Source organism: Fructilactobacillus sanfranciscensis (assembly GCF_029023685.1).
Lineage (GTDB): Bacteria > Bacillota > Bacilli > Lactobacillales > Lactobacillaceae > Fructilactobacillus > Fructilactobacillus sanfranciscensis.
Map to the genome: position 1 here is coordinate 532775 of NZ_CP118925.1, position 17469 is coordinate 550243.

Consider the following 17469-nt stretch of genomic DNA (forward strand, 5'->3'; position numbering starts at 1 on the left):
TCACTTCAATGTCATATGCTAGCGAAGTAAAAAAAGAATTGACGAATTTAGAAGTTCATCGAGAGAATGCCAAAGCAGAATTAATGGCATTAATTAGAATGAATGGGACTTTGAAAATTTCCAATGGTAAATTAGCGTTGGAGTTTCAATCAGAAAATTCCGCAATTTCGCGTCGTGTTTATAGTTTATTGCTTAAATTTTATCAAGTAGAAGCTAATGTAATTGTGCGTCGTAAAATGAAGCTCAAAAAAAATAATCTTTATATTGTGCGTTTGAATCAAAATGTTCGGGATGTATTGGAAGATTTAGGAATTTTTGACGGAGAAAAGATTTTAGAACGAGTTCCAGTTGAACTCTTAAAAAATGATATGCAGGTTCGTTCTTATTTACGTGGGGCTTTTTTAGCGGGAGGATCTGTTAACAATCCGGAAACATCTCGCTACCACTTAGAAATTTATTCTCTTTACGATGATCATAATCAAATGATGGCTGAAATGATGAATAAATATAACTTGGGTGCCAAAGAAACGGCCCGCCGTAGTGGCTACATTGTTTATATTAAGGAAGCAGAGAAGATTGCCGACTTTTTACAATTAATCGGTGCCACTAATTCAATGTTGAAATTTGAAGATATTCGCATTGTTCGCGATATGCGGAATTCAGTTAATCGTTTAGTAAACTGTGAAAACGCTAATATGAATAAAGTTGCTAATGCCTCAACGAAACAAATTGAAAATATTAAATTTATTGAAGAAAAATTAGGGCTTGATAGTTTACCTAAAAAGTTGCGTGATGTTGCGATTACACGGATGAATAATCAAGAAGTTAGTTTGAAAGAATTAGGTGAAATAATTCCAGGTGGACCAATTTCTAAGTCCGGAGTTAATCATCGGCTTCATAAAATTAATGATTTAGCTGATCAATTACGAGAAAATGCATAAAAAAAAGCAGCTAAGTTCTGAAATTAATCAGAGCTTAGCTGCTTTTAAAATACGATGAATTATTTTTTATCGGCACTGTTAGTCATGATTCCATCAATCAAACCGTAATCAACGGCTTGTTGAGCTGATAGATAATTATCACGTTCAGTATCACGATCAATCTTTTCAAGTGGTTGACCAGAGTGATCAGCCAATAACTTGTTAATCATCTTACGGGCTTTAAGGATTTCCTTAGCCGCAATTTCAATTTCAGTTTGTTGACCTTGTGCTCCACCAGAAGGTTGGTGAATCATAATTTGTGAATGTGGGAGGGCAAATCTCTTACCCTTGGTACCGGCAGTAGCAAGAACGGACGCCATTGAAGCAGCCATTCCCATTACGATAGTTTGAACATCAGATTTGATGAAGTTCATGGTATCGTAAATTGCCATTCCAGATGTAATCACACCACCTGGTGAATTAATGTATAAGTAAATATCTTTATCTGAATCTTGGGCATCTAGGAATAATAATTGGGCAATAATTGCATTGGCCATGTTATCTTCGATTTCACCAGAAAGCATAATAATGCGATCTTTTAAAAGCCGTGAGTAGATGTCATATGCACGTTCACCTTGTGGTGAGTTTTCAACAACTGTTGGAACTAAAGGCATAATAACTTCCTCTTCTTTCTATAATAAAATTAATATTGAATAACTAAATTCATGGCTTTATCTTATAATATTGGTCAACCAAGGTCAATTATTTGAACCTATAGAGGGACAAAATAAAAAGACCTTAAAAATTAAGGTCTAAAATGCAACCCGAGGGAGTCGAACTCTCATCTCAAGAACCGGAATCTTACGTGCTATCCATTACACTAGGGTTGCAAAACTTGCATCTATTATTCTAAAGTAAAACCTTTAATTATTCAAGTTATTATCAAAAATGTAATTGCTTTTCATTAAATTTTTGATTTGCTATACTAAGGCCGTAGGTAAGATTACTACGTTATCGCTATGCTTGCCGCTGAATCTAGGAGTCTGCAATGAAATCGCTGACATTTTTAGGTAAAAGTGGTAAGATATGACATGTATTTAAAATAAAACATTCCTAAAGGAGGAAGCATATTATGACTGTAAAAATTGGTCTTAATGGTTTCGGAAGAATTGGTCGTCTAGCATTTAGACGTATCCACGAATTGGATTCAAAAGATATTGAAGTTGCAGCAATTAACGATTTAACTACACCTTCAATGTTAGCTTACTTATTGAAATATGATTCAGTTCACGGTAAATTTCCTGGTAAAGTTGAATCAACTGAAGATGCAATCATTGTTGACGGTAAACGTATCCCTGTTTACGCAGAACGTGATGCAAAGAACATTCCTTGGGTTAAAAACGATGGTGTTGACTTTGTACTTGAATGTACTGGTTTCTACACTTCAAAAGAAAAATCACAAGCTCACTTGGATGCTGGCGCAAAACGTGTCTTGATCTCAGCTCCAGCTGGTGATATTAAGACTGTTGTTCCTGGTGTTAACCTTGATACTCTTAACGCAAGTGACACAATTGTATCTGCTGGTTCATGTACTACTAGTTGTTTAGCACCTATGGCTAACTGGCTTAACAAAGAATTTGGCCTTAAAGTTGGTACTATGACTACTGTTCACGCTTACACTGCTACTCAAGCAATTCAAGATGGACCTCGTAGCGCTAAATTTGCTAACAACCGTGCTGCTGCTGTTAACACTATTCCTCACAGTTCAGGTGCTGCTAAGGCTATTGGTCTTGTTGTTCCAGAACTTGATGGTATCTTAAAAGGTCATGCACAACGTGTTGCCGTTATTGACGGTTCATTAACTGAATTAGTTTCAGTTCTCGACAAGAAAGTTACTGTTGATGAAATCAACGCAGCTATGAAGAAACACGAAAACGATGCCTTTGGTTACGCTAACGACTTCATGGTTTCAACTGATGTTATCGGAGACTCACACGGTTCAGTATTTGACCCAAGTCAAACTGAAATCACTGAAAACGGTGATCTTCAATTAGTTAAGACTGTTGCTTGGTACGATAACGAATGGGGATTCACTTGTAACATGATTCGTACTTTACAACACTTTGCTACTCTTTAATCATTAAATTGTAGTTTGAAAAGGGCGGAGGAGGTTAAACCTCCTGCGTCTTTTGTTTTATCAATTAATATTGGAGGAATTGCATAATGAGTAAATTAATCATTGATGATTTAGACCTTAAAGGTAAAGATGTCCTTATGCGGGTTGATTTTAATGTTCCCGTTAAAGATGGTGTTGTAGGTGACGATAACCGTATCGTTGCTGCATTACCTTCAATTGAATGGGTAATTAACCATGGTGGAAAAGCAATTTTACTTTCTCACTTAGGTCGGATTAAATCAGAAGATGACAAACCTGGTTTGTCACTTCGTCCCGTTGCAGAAAAGCTTTCAAAATTAATCAAAAAACCAGTTATCTTTGTACCAGTTAACGAAGGTCCTCAATTAGAAGAAGCCATCGATAAAATGCAAGATGGTCAAATCTTGTTAGCTGAAAACACTCGTTACCAAGATGTTGTTAACGGTGAAAACGTTAAACGTGAATCTGGAAATGATCCTAAATTAGGTGAATACTGGGCTTCATTAGGTGACGTATTTGTGAACGATGCTTTCGGTACTGCTCACAGAAGTCACGCTTCTAACGTTGGAATTGCAACTGCCATGGAAAAAGCTGGCAAACCAGTTGCAGCCGGTTTCTTGCTTGAAAAAGAAATCAAATTCCTTGGTAATGCTGTTGACAATCCAAAACACCCATTTGTTGCCATTTTAGGTGGTGCAAAAGTTTCTGATAAGATTGGTGTTATTGATCATTTATTAGATAAAGCTGATAAGATTATTATCGGTGGTGGAATGACTTACACTTTCTACGCTGCTAAAGGAATTTCAATTGGTAACTCACTTGTTGAAAAAGATAAGATTGATGTTGCTAAACAAATCCTTGAAAAGGGCGGAAACAAGATTGTTTTACCAGTTGACTCTGTAGTTGCTGATAAATTCTCAAATGATGCTGATGCTAAAATCGTTGATGGAGCAATTCCTGACGGTTACATGGCTCTTGATATTGGACCTAAATCAATCAAACTTTTCGAAGGTGTCCTTGCAGATGCTAAAACTGTTGTTTGGAATGGACCAATGGGTGTCTTCGAAATGCCTAAATTTGCTGAAGGTACTTTAGCAATTGGTCGTTTCTTAGGTACTTTAAAAGATGCTACTACAATCGTTGGTGGTGGTGATTCAACTGCTGCTGTTAAAGAATTAGGTGTAGCTGACAAGCTTACCCACATTTCAACTGGTGGTGGAGCTTCACTTGAATACCTTGAAGGTAAAACTTTACCTGGGATTGCATGTGTTTCTAACAAAGATTAATTTAAATTAAATGCTTTAATCATTAGGCGATTTGTTACTGATAGTCTGTCAGTAAATAGGTCGCCTAATTTTATTTATCTTTTTAATTAGAATGTTTACTAGTTATTAAAGATAAATTCGGCTAGAATTAAAATAGAGAAGCGAGAGGAGGTTTTAAAATGCGAATTCCTTTTATTGGTGGAAATTGGAAGATGAACTTATCACTTAATGAAGCGGTTGAGTTTGTCGAAGAAATTAAAGATAAATTACCAGTTGCAAGCGAAGTGGAAACGGCAATTGCTGCGTCACCTCTCTTTTTAGAATCGATGATTAAACATAATGCTGAGAGTCCTTTGAAAATCACTGCTGAAAACTGTTTTTATAAAAATAGTGGAGCATATACTGGTGAAGTCAGTCCATTAGCACTTTCTGAAATGGGTGTTGGTTATGTAATCGTTGGTCATTCTGAGCGACGACGCTACTTTAATGAGACTAATGACATTATTAACAAAAAAGTCCATGCTGTTTTAAACAATCGGATGATTCCAATTATTTGTTGCGATGAAACAATGGGAAGAGTTGATAACGGCGATCATTTTTCCTGGGTGGTTAGTCAAGTTACAGCAGCTGTTCAAGGAGTTTCTGAAGAAGATGCCGTTAAGATTATTATTGCTTATGAACCCAGCTGGGCAATTGGAACGGGTCACAGTGCTTCAACTGCCGAAGCAGAAGAAGGCTGCTATTTAATTCGTCAAACACTCGCTGATATCTATTCTGATGAAGTTGCTGATCAAATTCGGGTACTTTATGGTGGTAGTGTCACTGAAAAAAATATCAAATCTTTGATGAAAGAAAATGATATTGATGGGGTTCTAGCAGGTAAAGCAAGCCTTAGTGCTTCCGAGTTTGTTAAGCTTGCAAATTTTAAAATGCTTAATAGTTGATTAAATGATTGCATTGTTCATTTTAAAAATGTAGAATTTAATTGTAAATTAAATATAGTTAATTAAACTACCAAGGAGATTTATTATGTCACTTATTTCTGATGTATATGCACGCGAAGTCTTAGACTCACGTGGTAACCCAACTGTTGAAGCTGAAGTTTACACCGAAGATGGTGCAATGGGACGTGGAATCGTTCCTTCAGGTGCCTCAACTGGTGAACACGAAGCCGTTGAATTACGTGATGGTAACAAAGACCGTTTCGGTGGTAAAGGTGTTGAAAAAGCCGTTGCTAACGTTAACGATAAGATTGCCAAAGAAGTTATTGGATACGATGTTACTGATCAATTAGGAATTGACCAAGCTATGATTAAACTTGATGGTACTCCTAACAAAGCTAAATTAGGTGCTAACGCTATCTTAGCTGTTTCAATTGCTGCTGCTAGAGCTGCTGCTGATGAACTTGGAACTCCTTTGTACAACTACTTAGGCGGTTTTGATGCTCACGTATTACCTACTCCAATGATGAACGTTATCAATGGTGGTAAGCACGCTAACAACAAGGTTGATTTCCAAGAATTCATGATTATGCCTGTTGGTGCTCCAACACTTAGAGAAGCCGTTCGTATGGGTTCTGAAACTTTCCACGCATTGAAAGCCATTTTAAACGAAAAAGGTTACTCAACTGCTGTTGGTGATGAAGGTGGATTTGCACCTGATTTGAAGAACAACGAAGAACCATTTGAAATTCTTATTGAAGCTATCAAACGTGCTGGTTACAAGCCAGGTAAAGACGTTGCAATTGCCTTTGACTGTGCTTCATCAGAATTCTACGATCCAAAAACTAAGAAATACAACTTAGTTGGTGATGGTCGTTCATACACTGCTTCAGAATTTGTTGACTTACTTGAAAGCATCGTTGACAAATACCCAATCATTTCAATCGAAGATCCTTTGGATGAAAACGAATGGGAAGACTGGAAAGTTGCTACTGAAAAACTTGGTAAAAAAGTACAAATCGTTGGTGATGATTTATTTGTTACAAACACTGATTACCTTGAAAAGGGAATCGAAATGGATGTTGCAAACTCAATCCTTATCAAACTTAACCAAATTGGTACTTTAACTGAAACTGTTAACGCTGTTAACATGGCTAAAGAAGCAGGTTACACTGCAGTTATCTCACATCGTTCAGGTGAAACTGAAGATACTACAATTGCTGACTTAGTTGTTGCACTTAATGCAGGTCAAATCAAGACTGGTTCAATGAGTCGTGGTGAAAGAATTGCTAAGTACAACCAATTAATGAGAATCGAAGATCAATTAGGCTCAGTTGCCGAATACAAAGGTATTCACTCATTCTATAACTTATCACGTCAAGCACGTGAAAACATTATGAACAAATAGTAATACCCTTTAAAAAGAACTTCTAGCTTTGCTAGGGGTTCTTTTTTGTGCCTAATAATGCTAATTAGCATTATATTTAAACCTGTGATATAATGATTATATGAGTTAATAGACCCTTTTTACTTGGGTAGGAGGAATTTTCGTTGACTGACTTCTTAATGATATTATTATGGATTGTTAGCGTATTGATTATTGGCGCTGTTTTGATGCAACCATCAAAAAATAACGATGCTATGTCATCATTTACTGGTGGCGCTAGCGATTTATTTTCAGAATCAAAATCACGTGGATTTGAATCATTTATTCAAAGAGTTACGATAATCTTAGGCTTTTTGTTTTTTGCCATTGCATTAGTTTTAATGTGGATATCACAGCATTAGAGAAAAGCTCCTGTCTAATTACAGGAGCTTTTTTGTATTATAAGGGCTTAATATTTAAAGAAAAAATTAAAACATTTATAATGTATGTATTACATAAAGTAAAACGTAGAAGAGGAAAAAATATTGGAAGATAATAAATTAAAAAATGAGATTAAGAATGAACTTGTATCTCACCTAGAAAAACCGTATAGCGTTGAAGACCTTGCTGATGCATTGAAATATCATGGATCAGCTGCCTTCAAATTAATTGTACAAGAATTGGCCATTCTTGAAAGAGAACGTGCTGTTGTTGTAACTCATGATGGAAACTTCAAAATCAATTCTAGTGAATTGAAAATTGAAGGAGTATTCCACTCAAATTCAAAAGGTTTCGGATTCGTTGGTTTTGATGATGATTCAGAAGATGCTTTTATTGCACCAGATGACACTATGAATGCAATGAACATAGACCGAGTTGAAGTTCAAATCACTAAACCAGCTGAAAAGGGTAGTGACCGTGGCCCTGCTGGAAAAGTAATCAAAATTCTTGAACGTCATTACACTCATGTAGTTGGTGAATTCTTTAAAACTACAGATGATCAAGGTTACATTGGTCAAATTAAATTAAAAGATAAAAAGTTAGCTGGTTACAGATGTTATGTTACTGATGCTGGAATTAACCCCACTCCTGGTGAAGTTGTGTTAGTTGATATTACTGAATATCCTAATGAAAAGCATCACGATGCAATGGTTGGGGTTGCTAAGCAAATCATTGGTAGTGTTGATGACCCTGGTATCGACATTTTACAAATTGTATATGCACATGATGTTCCATCACAATTCCCAGAAGATGTTATGCAAGAAGCTGATGCAATTCCTGATCATGTTCTCCCAGAAGAAACTAATGGTCGTGAAGACATTACTGACCAAGACTTAGTTACTATTGATGCCGAAGAATCAAAAGATTTAGATGATGCTGTTACAGCTTGGAAATTACCAAATGGTAACTATCATTTAGGTGTTCATATTGCTGATGTTAGTCACTATGTAAAGCCTGGAACGATGCTTGATCGTGAAGCATACAAACGTGGGACTTCTTGTTACTTAACTGATCGAGTTATTCCAATGTTACCAAGACGTTTATCAAATGGAATTTGTTCATTAAACGAAGGTGAACTTCGTTTATGTATGAGTTGTGACATGGAAATTACCCCTCAAGGTAAGGTTGTTAAATCACGTGTTCATCCTAGTGTAATGCGTTCAAAAGCACGGATGACTTATAACGCTGTGAACGAAATCATTGAAAATAAAGATGCAGATACTCGTAAGAAATATGCTGATTTAGTTCCAATGTTTGAAACAATGAATGAATTGCATAAAATTCTTTACAATGCTCGTCGCAGACGTGGAGCAATCGACTTTAATGATAATGAAGCAAAAATCATTGTTAATAAAGAAGGACACCCAATTGATATTCAATTGAGAACTCGTGGAACTGCAGAACGTTTAATTGAATCATTCATGTTAGCAGCTAACGAAACGGTTGCTGAAACTTACAATAAGCTTAAGGTTCCATTCATTTACCGTATTCATGAAGTGCCTGACGCTACAAGAGTTAAGGAATTCTTTGAATTCTTAACTGCATTTGGAATTAACATTAAAGCTGATCCAGATCATCTTGAACCAAAGACCTTACAAAACATCTTATCTAAAGTTGCTGGCAAACCTGTAGAAGCAATGGTTTCAGTAATGTTGCTTAGAAGTATGCAACAAGCTAAGTACAGTGATAAATGTGTTGGTCACTTTGGTTTAGGTGCTAAATACTATACTCACTTTACTTCACCAATTCGTCGTTACCCTGATATGTTCATTCACCGTTTGATTCATTACTACGAAGAAAACGGAATTAATGACACAACTAAAGCTAAATATGCTGATGTTGTCGGTGAAATAGCGGTTCATTGTTCAGAAACAGAACGTCGGGCTGTTGATACTGAACGTGCTGTGGATGCAATGATGAAAGCTGAATACATGAGTGATCGCATTGGTGAAGAATACGATGGAGTAATTAGTTCAGTAATGAAATTTGGACTTTTCATCGAATTACCAAATACGGTTGAAGGACTTGTGCACATTAGTCGAATGAAAGATGACTATTACCAATATGTACCTAAGTACATGGCTTTAGTTGGTCGTAACACAAAACGGACCTTTAAGATTGGACAAGATGTTCGAGTTAAATGTGTTGGTGTTGATGTTGACCAAAGTTCTGTTGATTTTGAAATTCTTGAAGTTGAAAAGACTCCAATTAGTGATCTTTTACCGAAACAACAAAATCATACCCGTGGTCGTTTTAATAACCACAAGAGCAATAATAGCCATGACCAAAAACGTGGTAATGGAAATAAATCATCACATAGTTTTACAATTAAAAAACGTAAATAAGGATTGATTTTAAAATGGTCAAAAAGAAGAGTAAGCCAAATAACGATAATGTAATGGCTACCAATCGAAAGGCTCGTCATGATTATTTTATTGAAGAGACTTTTGAGGCAGGAATTGCATTAACCGGGACCGAAATAAAATCTGTAAGAGAACGTCGGGTTACTTTGAAAGATGGATTCGTTTCTTTTAGAAATGGAGAAGCCTTTCTTCAAAATATTCATATTAATGAATATACTGAAGGTAACCAATTTAATCATGATCCATTACGCAATCGGAAGTTGCTCTTGCATAAGAAAGAAATTAGAAAGCTTTCTGATGCAGTTCAAACTAAAGGTGTAACCGTGGTACCACTAAAAATGTACTTGAAACATAATTTTGCAAAAGTACTAATTGGTGTTGCTAAAGGTAAACATGAATATGACAAACGTCACGACATTAAAGCTCGTGATCAAAAACGTCAAATTGATCGAGTAATGAAACATTATTAATCAGTTTAAAAGTTAAATAAACAAAAAGTGATTGAATTCTAATTGAGTTCAATCACTTTTTTGTGAAAACTATGTTAAAATATTCACGAGGTGAAAAAGGGTGAAAAGATTTATTGATAACGACTGGTGGCCAGTGTTAGAGCCAGAATTTGAGAAACCATATTACCAAAAATTGCGAAAGTTTTTGGTGGAAGAATATTCGAATCATAAGATTTATCCAGCAATGAATCATATCTTTCAAGCGTTCGAATGGACCCCATTTAGCAAAACGAAAGTGGTTATTTTAGGACAAGATCCTTATCACGGACCACATCAAGCAATTGGAACTAGTTTTGCAGTAGAGCCCGGTGTGAAAATTCCACCGTCATTACGAAACATTTATAAAGAATTAGATAGTGATTTAGGAATTAAACCAGTTAATCATGGTTATTTGAAAAGCTGGGCTGAACAAGGGGTTTTATTGCTAAACTCAGTTTTGACCGTGCGAGATGGAGTGGCTTTTTCACATCGTAACGAAGGTTGGGAAAATTTAACTGATTATGCAATTCATCAATTATCTGAACGACCTGAGCCTGTCGTTTTTATATTATGGGGTAATGCTGCTCGTAAGAAAGTTAATCTAATTAATACTGATACTAATATTGTTATAGAATCTGCTCACCCAAGTCCTTTGTCTGCCAATCGGGGATTCTTTGGCTCTCGTCCATTTTCAAAGACGAATGCTGCTTTGAAAGCTATGGGAGAAAGACCAATCAATTGGCAACTACCGGAAAATGTTGAAATGGAACGATAGGAGAATATTATGGATTTATTTGAAATTTTAAAAAGTAAAATTAAAGATCGTAAAATTAAATTAGTTTTTCCTGAAGGGGAAGACGAACGAATTATTTCAGCAGCTAGTCGCTTAGCTAATGATGATTTAGCAATTCCAGTTTTATTAGGTAACGAAGCTGAAATTAAGAAAACGGCGGATGCTCTTAACGTATCACTTGATGGCATTGAAATTGTTGATATTGAAAATGTTCCTGGTGAAGTTCGTCAACAAATGGTACAAGCAATTGTTGAACGACGTAAAGGAAAAACTACTGCTGACCAAGCAGCTCAATGGCTTAAAGATCCTAATTATTTTGGAACTACCATGGTTTATATGGATGATGTTGATGGAATGGTTTCAGGTGCTGCTCACCCAACTGGTGATACTGTGCGTCCTGCTCTTCAAATCATTAAAACAAAACCCGGTGTTAACTTAATTAGTGGCTCATTTGTAATGCAAAAGGGAGATCAACGTTATCTCTTTGCTGATTGTGCCATCAACATTAACCCAAATGAAACTCAACTAGCTGAAATTGCAGTTGAAAGTGGTAAAACTGCTCGGCTATTTGATATTGACCCACGAGTTGCTTTATTGAGTTTTTCAACTAACGGTTCTGCCAAGAGTCCAGAGGTAGAAAAAGTGCATAATGCCACTAAGTTAGCTCAAGAAATGGATCCTGCAATGCCAATTGATGGTGAAATGCAATTTGATGCTGCGTTTGTACCTGCAGTTGCCAAAGCGAAATACTCAGATTCTAAAGTTGCTGGTCACGCAACGGTCTTTGTTTTTCCTGAACTACAATCTGGAAACATTGGCTACAAGATTGCCCAAAGAATGGGGGGTTTTGAAGCAATTGGACCAATTTTACAAGGTTTAAACAAACCAGTTTCCGATCTTTCACGTGGATGTAATGCTGAAGACGTTTATAAAGTATCAATTATTACTGCTACTCAAGCATTAGCAGATAAGGATTAAAGCAAAATGAAGTTTACAGTTACAGACCCTAGTCAAACTAAGCGTTTAGGTGAGGAGTTAGCTGCCCAGTTACAACCAGGCGATGTCGTGTTGCTTGATGGTGATTTAGGGGCAGGGAAAACGACCTTTACCAAAGGGTTAGCCAATGGCTTAGGAATTAAAAGAAATATTAAAAGTCCGACTTTTACCATTATTCGTGAATATCAAGACGGGCGGATTCCCCTTTATCATATGGATGTTTATCGACTTGAAGTCGGTGGTAGCGATGAACTTGGTTTAGATGAATATTTTAATGGTGATGGTGTGAGCGTCGTGGAGTGGTCGAAATTTGCTGAAGATGAACTACCAGCTAATTATTTGAGGCTTAAATTTACGCGTCAAGATCAGTTAGGTGATAACAATCGTGAAATTGAATTTACAGCAAAAGGACAACATTTTAATGATATTTTAGCGTCGGGGGCATTAAGTTTAGATGAGTAATGAAGTAGAAGTTGGAATTCGATCAGCTGAACCAATTGATGCTAGTGCAATGTTAGCTTTACTAAAACAACTTCAAAGTGAATCTGATTTTTTTGAATTAGACGTTGAGATTGATGAAGTTACTCCGCAAAGTGAAGCACAACAAATTGAATTGTTAAATGGTTCTGGAACTAATATTATTTTACTTGCTACAGCTGATGAGAATTTAATTGGAATTGGTACTGTACAACAAATTAATGATGATGCTGGTGAAATCGGGATTGCTGTCTTAAATGACTTTCAAAACATTGGTTTAGGAACCATGTTAGTTGATGAATTAATCAATTGGCAGACTAACTACAGTAAATTGACTAAACTTAATTTGGAAGTCAAAAAGGATAATCGACCGGCTATTCATATCTATCATAAATTAGGATTTAAAAATCAATCTGAAACTAAACAAACAATTTGGATGAAAAAAGAATCTGAAGATTAATAGAATCTTCAGATTCTTTTTAGATTGTTGTGACAAAGGGGCGAATGGCATCATTACCAAATTGTTGGTGTTCATGAATGAGGATGTTGGCACAAGCTAAACTATCATCCAAAGCATTGTGATGGTGTTCCAAATCAATCCCTAAATTAACACTAACGGTATTTAATTTGTGATTTTCAAAGTTGGGATAAAATTTGCGAGTGGTTTTGACAGTATCTAAGGTTTGATAGTGAGGCATCGGTAAACGATAACGTTCAATACTTTTTCTTAAGACGCTATTGTCAAAACGGTTATTATGAGCGATCACGAGTCGATTCCGTCTGAAAAATGGTTTGATAATTTCCCAAATTTCAGGAAAAGTTGGTGCATCAGCAACGTCTTCACTATGAATCCCATGAACTTGAATGTTACGCCAATTAAAATCAGTTTCTGGATTAATTAACGAATAGAATTCATTTACAACTTGATCATCACGAACAACGGTCAGAGCTACCGAGCAGGCGCTTGCACGCTGGCTAGCGGCAGTTTCAAAGTCAATTGCGACAAAGTTCATCTCTATTAAGCTCCTATTCGGTGGTTAAATTATTTAAAATTAATTGTAGTGGGCAGTGGTCAGATCCAGAAACCGTATCCATAATCGTGGTAATTTTAACATCTTTGACAAGATTGTTAGAAATGATAAAGTAGTCTAGTCGCCAACCATGATTGTCTCGGCGGGCATGGCCACGATAACTCCACCAAGTGTATTTGTTAGGTTCATCAGGATGGGTTGCACGATAAATATCAGTGAAGCCACTATCTAAAAGTTGAGTCATTTGTTGACGTTCAGCATCTGTAAATCCTGCTGCATGACGATGTTCTTCTGGTGCATAAATGTCAATTGGTTCATGAGCAATGTTTAGGTCACCATTAATAATGACAGGTTTTGTTGCTTTTAATTTATCAACAAATGTAATTAATTTTTGGTCCCATTCTTCTTTAAAGGTTAATCTCTGTAATTCTTCTCCAGCTGCTGGAGCATAGACATTTACCAAATAAAAATTAGGATACTCGAGGGTAATTGCGCGTCCTTCAGGATCTTGATCATTACCATCTAACCCTAACATTACTTTAAGTGGTTGATGCTTGGTAAAAACAGCGGTTCCAGCATAACCAGGACGTTCAGCATCATTCCAATATTGATAATAATCACTTGGAAGGTCTAATTTAACTTCTCCTGGGGAAACCCGGGTTTCTTGAACACTAAATAAATCAGCATTTGCTGCATTAAAAAATTCATAAAAGTTATTTTTCAAAATGGCACGAATACCATTAACGTTCCATGTAATAAAATTCATCATTTTAACCCCCTTAATTATTTTAGTATAGCACTCTTGCATTGTTGAATGGTTTTCGTTCTTCTTAAGTGATAAAATAATATATGCTTAACGAAAGGAAAATAAAAATGGCAATTGACTTACGCAATAAATTTAAAGAAATTAAAATATTAAAAGACGAACCATTATCAAATTATTCATGGACCAAAACTGGGGGAAAAGCTGATTATTTGGCTTTTCCCAAAAATTATCAAGAGGCAGAAACCTTATTAAAGTTTGCTAACGAAAATCAAATTCCAATGACTGTTTTAGGAAATGCAAGTAACTTGATTGTCCGTGATGGTGGAATCAGTGGTTTAACGATGATTTTAACTGATATGAATGACATTCATGTTGATGGAAATCACGTAATTGCTGAAGCGGGAGCTGCATATATTGAAGCCACCAAAGTTGCACAAAAAGCAGGCTTGACTGGGATGGAATTTGCTGCTGGAATTCCTGGTAGTATCGGTGGTGGAGTTTACATGAATGCTGGTGCTTATGGCGGAGAAACTGAGTACATATTGGAATCAGCAACTGTTTTAACGAATACCGGCAACATTGTGGAAATGGGTCACGATGATTTGGATTTTGGTTATCGGCATAGCAGTATTCAAGATAGCGGTGGAGTGGTTTTAGCGGCTACCTTTAAATTAGAAAAAGGTAATAAAGTTTTAATTCAAGCAGAAATGGATCACTTAAATTATTTACGTAAATCAAAACAACCACTAGAATATCCTTCTTGTGGAAGTGTATTTAAACGACCAGTAGGGCATTTTGCTGGCAAGTTAATTCATGATGCAGGATTACAAGGTTATCGTTCTGGTGGTGCTGAGGTGTCAACTAAGCACGCTGGGTTTATCGTTAACGTTGATCATGCAACAGCTACTGATTATTTAAATGTAATTAAACATGTTCAAGAAACAGTTTTTAAAGATTCAGGGATTCATTTACAAACAGAAGTTCGGATTATCGGAAAAGCATAGAAAAAAGGTTGAGAAATTTTATTTCTCAACCTTTTTATAATTGTTTGTTGCAATTATTGTATATATCCAGTAAATAATTAATTGAATAATCGTCATTAAAATTACGAAAATCACCATTTGTTGATTCCACATATTCAAGAAAAGCTTAAAGTAGAATTTGGGATTTGCTAGTAAGTAAACTGTATGTACTCTTAAAAATCGTCCAATATATAAGCCGACCGAACTCAAAAAAATCAATAAAGATGTCATAATGAAATCAGTAAACCGATTTTCGAGATGCAAACGTTTGTTAATTGCCTTAGCAACATTAATCATTCCCCAGAATCCGATGAAAGCACAAGTTAATGCACTGATTAAGAGGCTAGTGTATAAGAACCAAATATGACTATCTAATTTTAACAAACCATTTAAACCATTGGGGTGTAACCATGATAAATGAAGTAAATCTGTTAAAATATAAGGAGCATTTGGATAAAACATTAACCAAATCAAAGTTAAAAGCCAAAATACAATAATATTTTGTTTTGGCTTATCGCCAATATGAAAACTCACTTCAATCGGGATGTAACCAAGAAACGTATTTAATAGTAAAAACCCAAAAATTGAATCTTTAATGAATAATTTAATAAAAACCAGCCAAATTAGAAAAAATAATCTAATTTGCCAAATTTTGCTTTTTGTCATAAAAATCACCTCATACTTATCATAGCTAAATTAAACCGCAAATGGCGGTAAAAAACTATTAATTTGTTTTTTTAATTTACACCAGTTTAATAGCAAGGTATAAGAGAATCTTTGATAGTGGTATAATAAGGAAGAATATTTTCAGGGAGGAATGCCGACTGATGGGAATCGATTGGGGGTAACATTTTAACAATGCATAATTTAAGTAACATTTTGGATATCCTGGTCGTATGGGTATTGATTTATGAATTGATCATGCTCTTACGCGGGACAAGATCCATTCAATTACTTCGTGGAATTGTAATTTTAATTCTTGCAAAAGTAATCAGTTTATATTTAGGTCTAACTATGACCTCATGGATTTTAGATCAAGTCATTAATTGGGGTGTAATTGGAATTATTGTGGTTTTCCAACCCGAAATTAGAAGAGCATTAGAAAAATTAGGTCGTCGTTCAATTTTTAAACAATCACAACAGGAAAATGCCAAAGCTGAGAAGTTAATCAAGGCATTAGATGGTGCCATTCAATACATGTCAAAACGTAGAATTGGGGCATTGATGAGCATTCAAATGAAAACAGGATTGGAAGAATACATCGAAACTGGAATTGCACTTGATGCGGATGTTTCTAGTCAATTGTTAATTAACATTTTCATTCCTAATACGCCCTTGCATGATGGTGCCGTAATTATTAAAGATTTCCGAGTAGCCTCAGCTGCTTCCTATTTGCCTTTGTCACAAAGTAATTTGATTCCAAAAGAATTAGGAACGAGACATCGGGCAGCTGTTGGAATTTCAGAAGTCACTGATGCAATTACCATTGTGATTTCTGAAGAAACTGGTGAAGTTTCCATCACCAGAAACAATGAATTACTCCGTGGAATGACACAAAATGATTATTTGAAATACTTACGTAGTCAATTGATTGTTAATGATAAAAATCACCAAACCTTTTATAGTGAAATTGCTGAATTTTTCAACAAACGTTTTGGGGGAGGTAAATAATGAAAAAATTTTTTGAAAGTAAACCCTTCTGTTTAATTATTTCATTAGTAATTTCTCTGGCTTTGTTTTTTATGGTGCATGATTATAAATTAGGCCAAATTAATTCTAGTACGCAAAGCGATGATCAACAGTTAACTTCAAACGAAACTCGTGAAGTTGAAGTACCACTCCAGTTGAACGTTAATTCGGATAAGTATTTTGTAATTGGATATCCCAATAAGGTTAAAGTAGAGCTTACTGGACCTTCAGCTTTAGTTGCGACTACTTCGAATACGCAAAATTTTAAAATTTTAGCTGACTTAAGTGATTTGGGTCCAGGCAAGCATACCGTTAAATTAAAAGAATCTGGCTTGAATTCGGAATTAAAATCCGATATCAAACCTAAGAAAATTACGGTAAATATTCAAGAACGTGAAAATAAGAGTTATCCCGTTCAAGTTTCGTATCGGACTAAGCACATTGCAAGTGGATATAAAGTTAACAAGGTTTCTAAAGATGTTAATAAAGTAGAAGTAACTGGTCCTAAAGATGAAATGAAGAAGATTAGCCAGGTTATGGCTAAAGTTAAATTAAATCGTGATACCAATAAATCCGTTAAACAAACAACTGTAATTGATGCACTCGATGAACATGGAAGGACAATTAACGTTGTAATTTCACCATCGACCACCATGGTAAAACTTCAAATTGAAAAGAATAGTAATTAGATTAAAG

19 protein-coding genes and 1 tRNA gene are annotated in these 17469 nt (G+C 35.5%); 15 read left to right on the top strand and 5 right to left on the bottom strand.

The genetic code is table 11. From position 1 onward, the window contains the following. The first annotated feature begins 8 nt into the window (after positions 1-8). A complete protein-coding gene (gene whiA, locus PY770_RS02695) occupies positions 9-941 on the top strand; it encodes a DNA-binding protein WhiA (RefSeq protein ID WP_056958225.1) in 933 nt (310 codons plus the stop codon). 59 nt (positions 942-1000) lie between these two features. Here the strand turns inward: whiA and clpP are convergent, their stop codons facing one another. Both clpP and PY770_RS02705 read right to left on the bottom strand, forming a co-directional pair. Further along, positions 1001-1594, bottom strand: a complete 594-nt coding sequence (clpP, locus tag PY770_RS02700) for an ATP-dependent Clp endopeptidase proteolytic subunit ClpP (RefSeq protein WP_103429146.1) — start codon at positions 1592-1594, stop codon at positions 1001-1003. A gap of 144 nt (positions 1595-1738) precedes the next feature. Continuing rightward, positions 1739-1810, bottom strand: a tRNA-Arg gene (locus tag PY770_RS02705). A gap of 242 nt (positions 1811-2052) precedes the next feature. On the opposite strand from PY770_RS02705, the gene gap reads away from it, so the two are divergent. From gap to PY770_RS02760, 11 genes are all read left to right on the top strand, one after another. Beyond that, on the top strand, positions 2053-3057 hold the full coding sequence (gene gap / locus PY770_RS02710) for a type I glyceraldehyde-3-phosphate dehydrogenase (protein WP_014081824.1): 1005 nt from the start codon (positions 2053-2055) through the stop codon (positions 3055-3057). An 86-nt stretch (positions 3058-3143) separates the two neighbouring features. After that, positions 3144-4361: a phosphoglycerate kinase gene (locus PY770_RS02715; RefSeq protein WP_056958219.1), complete on the top strand. Its 1218-nt coding sequence runs from the start codon at positions 3144-3146 to the stop codon at positions 4359-4361. 158 nt (positions 4362-4519) lie between these two features. Further along, the gene (gene tpiA / locus PY770_RS02720) at positions 4520-5284 is read left to right on the top strand and encodes a triose-phosphate isomerase (RefSeq protein ID WP_056958217.1); all 765 of its coding nucleotides are present in this window, start codon (positions 4520-4522) and stop codon (positions 5282-5284) included. An 85-nt stretch (positions 5285-5369) separates the two neighbouring features. Beyond that, positions 5370-6689 carry a phosphopyruvate hydratase gene (gene eno / locus PY770_RS02725; RefSeq protein ID WP_139562405.1) on the top strand — a complete coding sequence of 440 codons (1320 nt, stop codon included), beginning with the start codon at positions 5370-5372 and terminating at the stop codon, positions 6687-6689. A 158-nt stretch (positions 6690-6847) separates the two neighbouring features. Continuing rightward, entirely contained in the window at positions 6848-7069 is a 222-nt protein-coding gene (gene secG / locus PY770_RS02730) for a preprotein translocase subunit SecG (protein WP_395350402.1), read from the top strand. A 123-nt stretch (positions 7070-7192) separates the two neighbouring features. Further along, positions 7193-9493: a ribonuclease R gene (gene rnr, locus PY770_RS02735; RefSeq protein WP_275046068.1), complete on the top strand. Its 2301-nt coding sequence runs from the start codon at positions 7193-7195 to the stop codon at positions 9491-9493. 14 nt (positions 9494-9507) lie between these two features. After that, the gene (gene smpB, locus PY770_RS02740) at positions 9508-9981 is read left to right on the top strand and encodes an SsrA-binding protein SmpB (protein ID WP_014081830.1); all 474 of its coding nucleotides are present in this window, start codon (positions 9508-9510) and stop codon (positions 9979-9981) included. Between the two features lie 100 nt (positions 9982-10081). Further along, positions 10082-10774, top strand: a complete 693-nt coding sequence (locus PY770_RS02745; protein WP_103429140.1) for a uracil-DNA glycosylase — start codon at positions 10082-10084, stop codon at positions 10772-10774. Positions 10775-10783: 9 nt separating this feature from the next. After that, positions 10784-11770 carry a phosphate acetyltransferase gene (gene pta, locus PY770_RS02750; protein ID WP_275046069.1) on the top strand — a complete coding sequence of 329 codons (987 nt, stop codon included), beginning with the start codon at positions 10784-10786 and terminating at the stop codon, positions 11768-11770. A 6-nt stretch (positions 11771-11776) separates the two neighbouring features. Continuing rightward, positions 11777-12250 carry a tRNA (adenosine(37)-N6)-threonylcarbamoyltransferase complex ATPase subunit type 1 TsaE gene (tsaE, locus tag PY770_RS02755; RefSeq protein ID WP_014081835.1) on the top strand — a complete coding sequence of 158 codons (474 nt, stop codon included), beginning with the start codon at positions 11777-11779 and terminating at the stop codon, positions 12248-12250. Beyond that, on the top strand, positions 12243-12725 hold the full coding sequence (locus PY770_RS02760) for a GNAT family N-acetyltransferase (protein ID WP_103429139.1): 483 nt from the start codon (positions 12243-12245) through the stop codon (positions 12723-12725). Before tsaE ends, PY770_RS02760 begins: the two co-directional genes overlap by 8 nt. Before the next feature lie 19 nt (positions 12726-12744). On the opposite strand, the gene PY770_RS02765 is transcribed toward PY770_RS02760, so the two are convergent. After that, the gene (locus PY770_RS02765) at positions 12745-13278 is read right to left on the bottom strand and encodes a 3'-5' exonuclease (protein ID WP_103429138.1); all 534 of its coding nucleotides are present in this window, start codon (positions 13276-13278) and stop codon (positions 12745-12747) included. Between the two features lie 13 nt (positions 13279-13291). Beyond that, positions 13292-14062, bottom strand: coding sequence for an exodeoxyribonuclease III (locus tag PY770_RS02770; RefSeq protein ID WP_168852570.1), 771 nt, complete (start codon positions 14060-14062; stop codon positions 13292-13294). A 107-nt stretch (positions 14063-14169) separates the two neighbouring features. Between PY770_RS02770 and murB the strand changes: the two genes are divergently transcribed. Beyond that, the gene (gene murB / locus PY770_RS02775) at positions 14170-15066 is read left to right on the top strand and encodes a UDP-N-acetylmuramate dehydrogenase (RefSeq protein ID WP_041817670.1); all 897 of its coding nucleotides are present in this window, start codon (positions 14170-14172) and stop codon (positions 15064-15066) included. 18 nt (positions 15067-15084) lie between these two features. Here the strand turns inward: murB and PY770_RS02780 are convergent, their stop codons facing one another. Next, positions 15085-15750, bottom strand: coding sequence for a DUF1361 domain-containing protein (locus PY770_RS02780; protein WP_168852568.1), 666 nt, complete (start codon positions 15748-15750; stop codon positions 15085-15087). 192 nt (positions 15751-15942) lie between these two features. Here PY770_RS02780 and cdaA point away from each other — a divergent pair, with 192 nt between their 5' ends. After that, entirely contained in the window at positions 15943-16755 is an 813-nt protein-coding gene (gene cdaA, locus PY770_RS02785; protein ID WP_103423586.1) for a diadenylate cyclase CdaA, read from the top strand. Next, positions 16755-17462, top strand: a complete 708-nt coding sequence (locus PY770_RS02790; protein ID WP_103429134.1) for a CdaR family protein — start codon at positions 16755-16757, stop codon at positions 17460-17462. Before cdaA ends, PY770_RS02790 begins: the two co-directional genes overlap by 1 nt. The last annotated feature ends 7 nt before the right edge of the window (positions 17463-17469 follow it).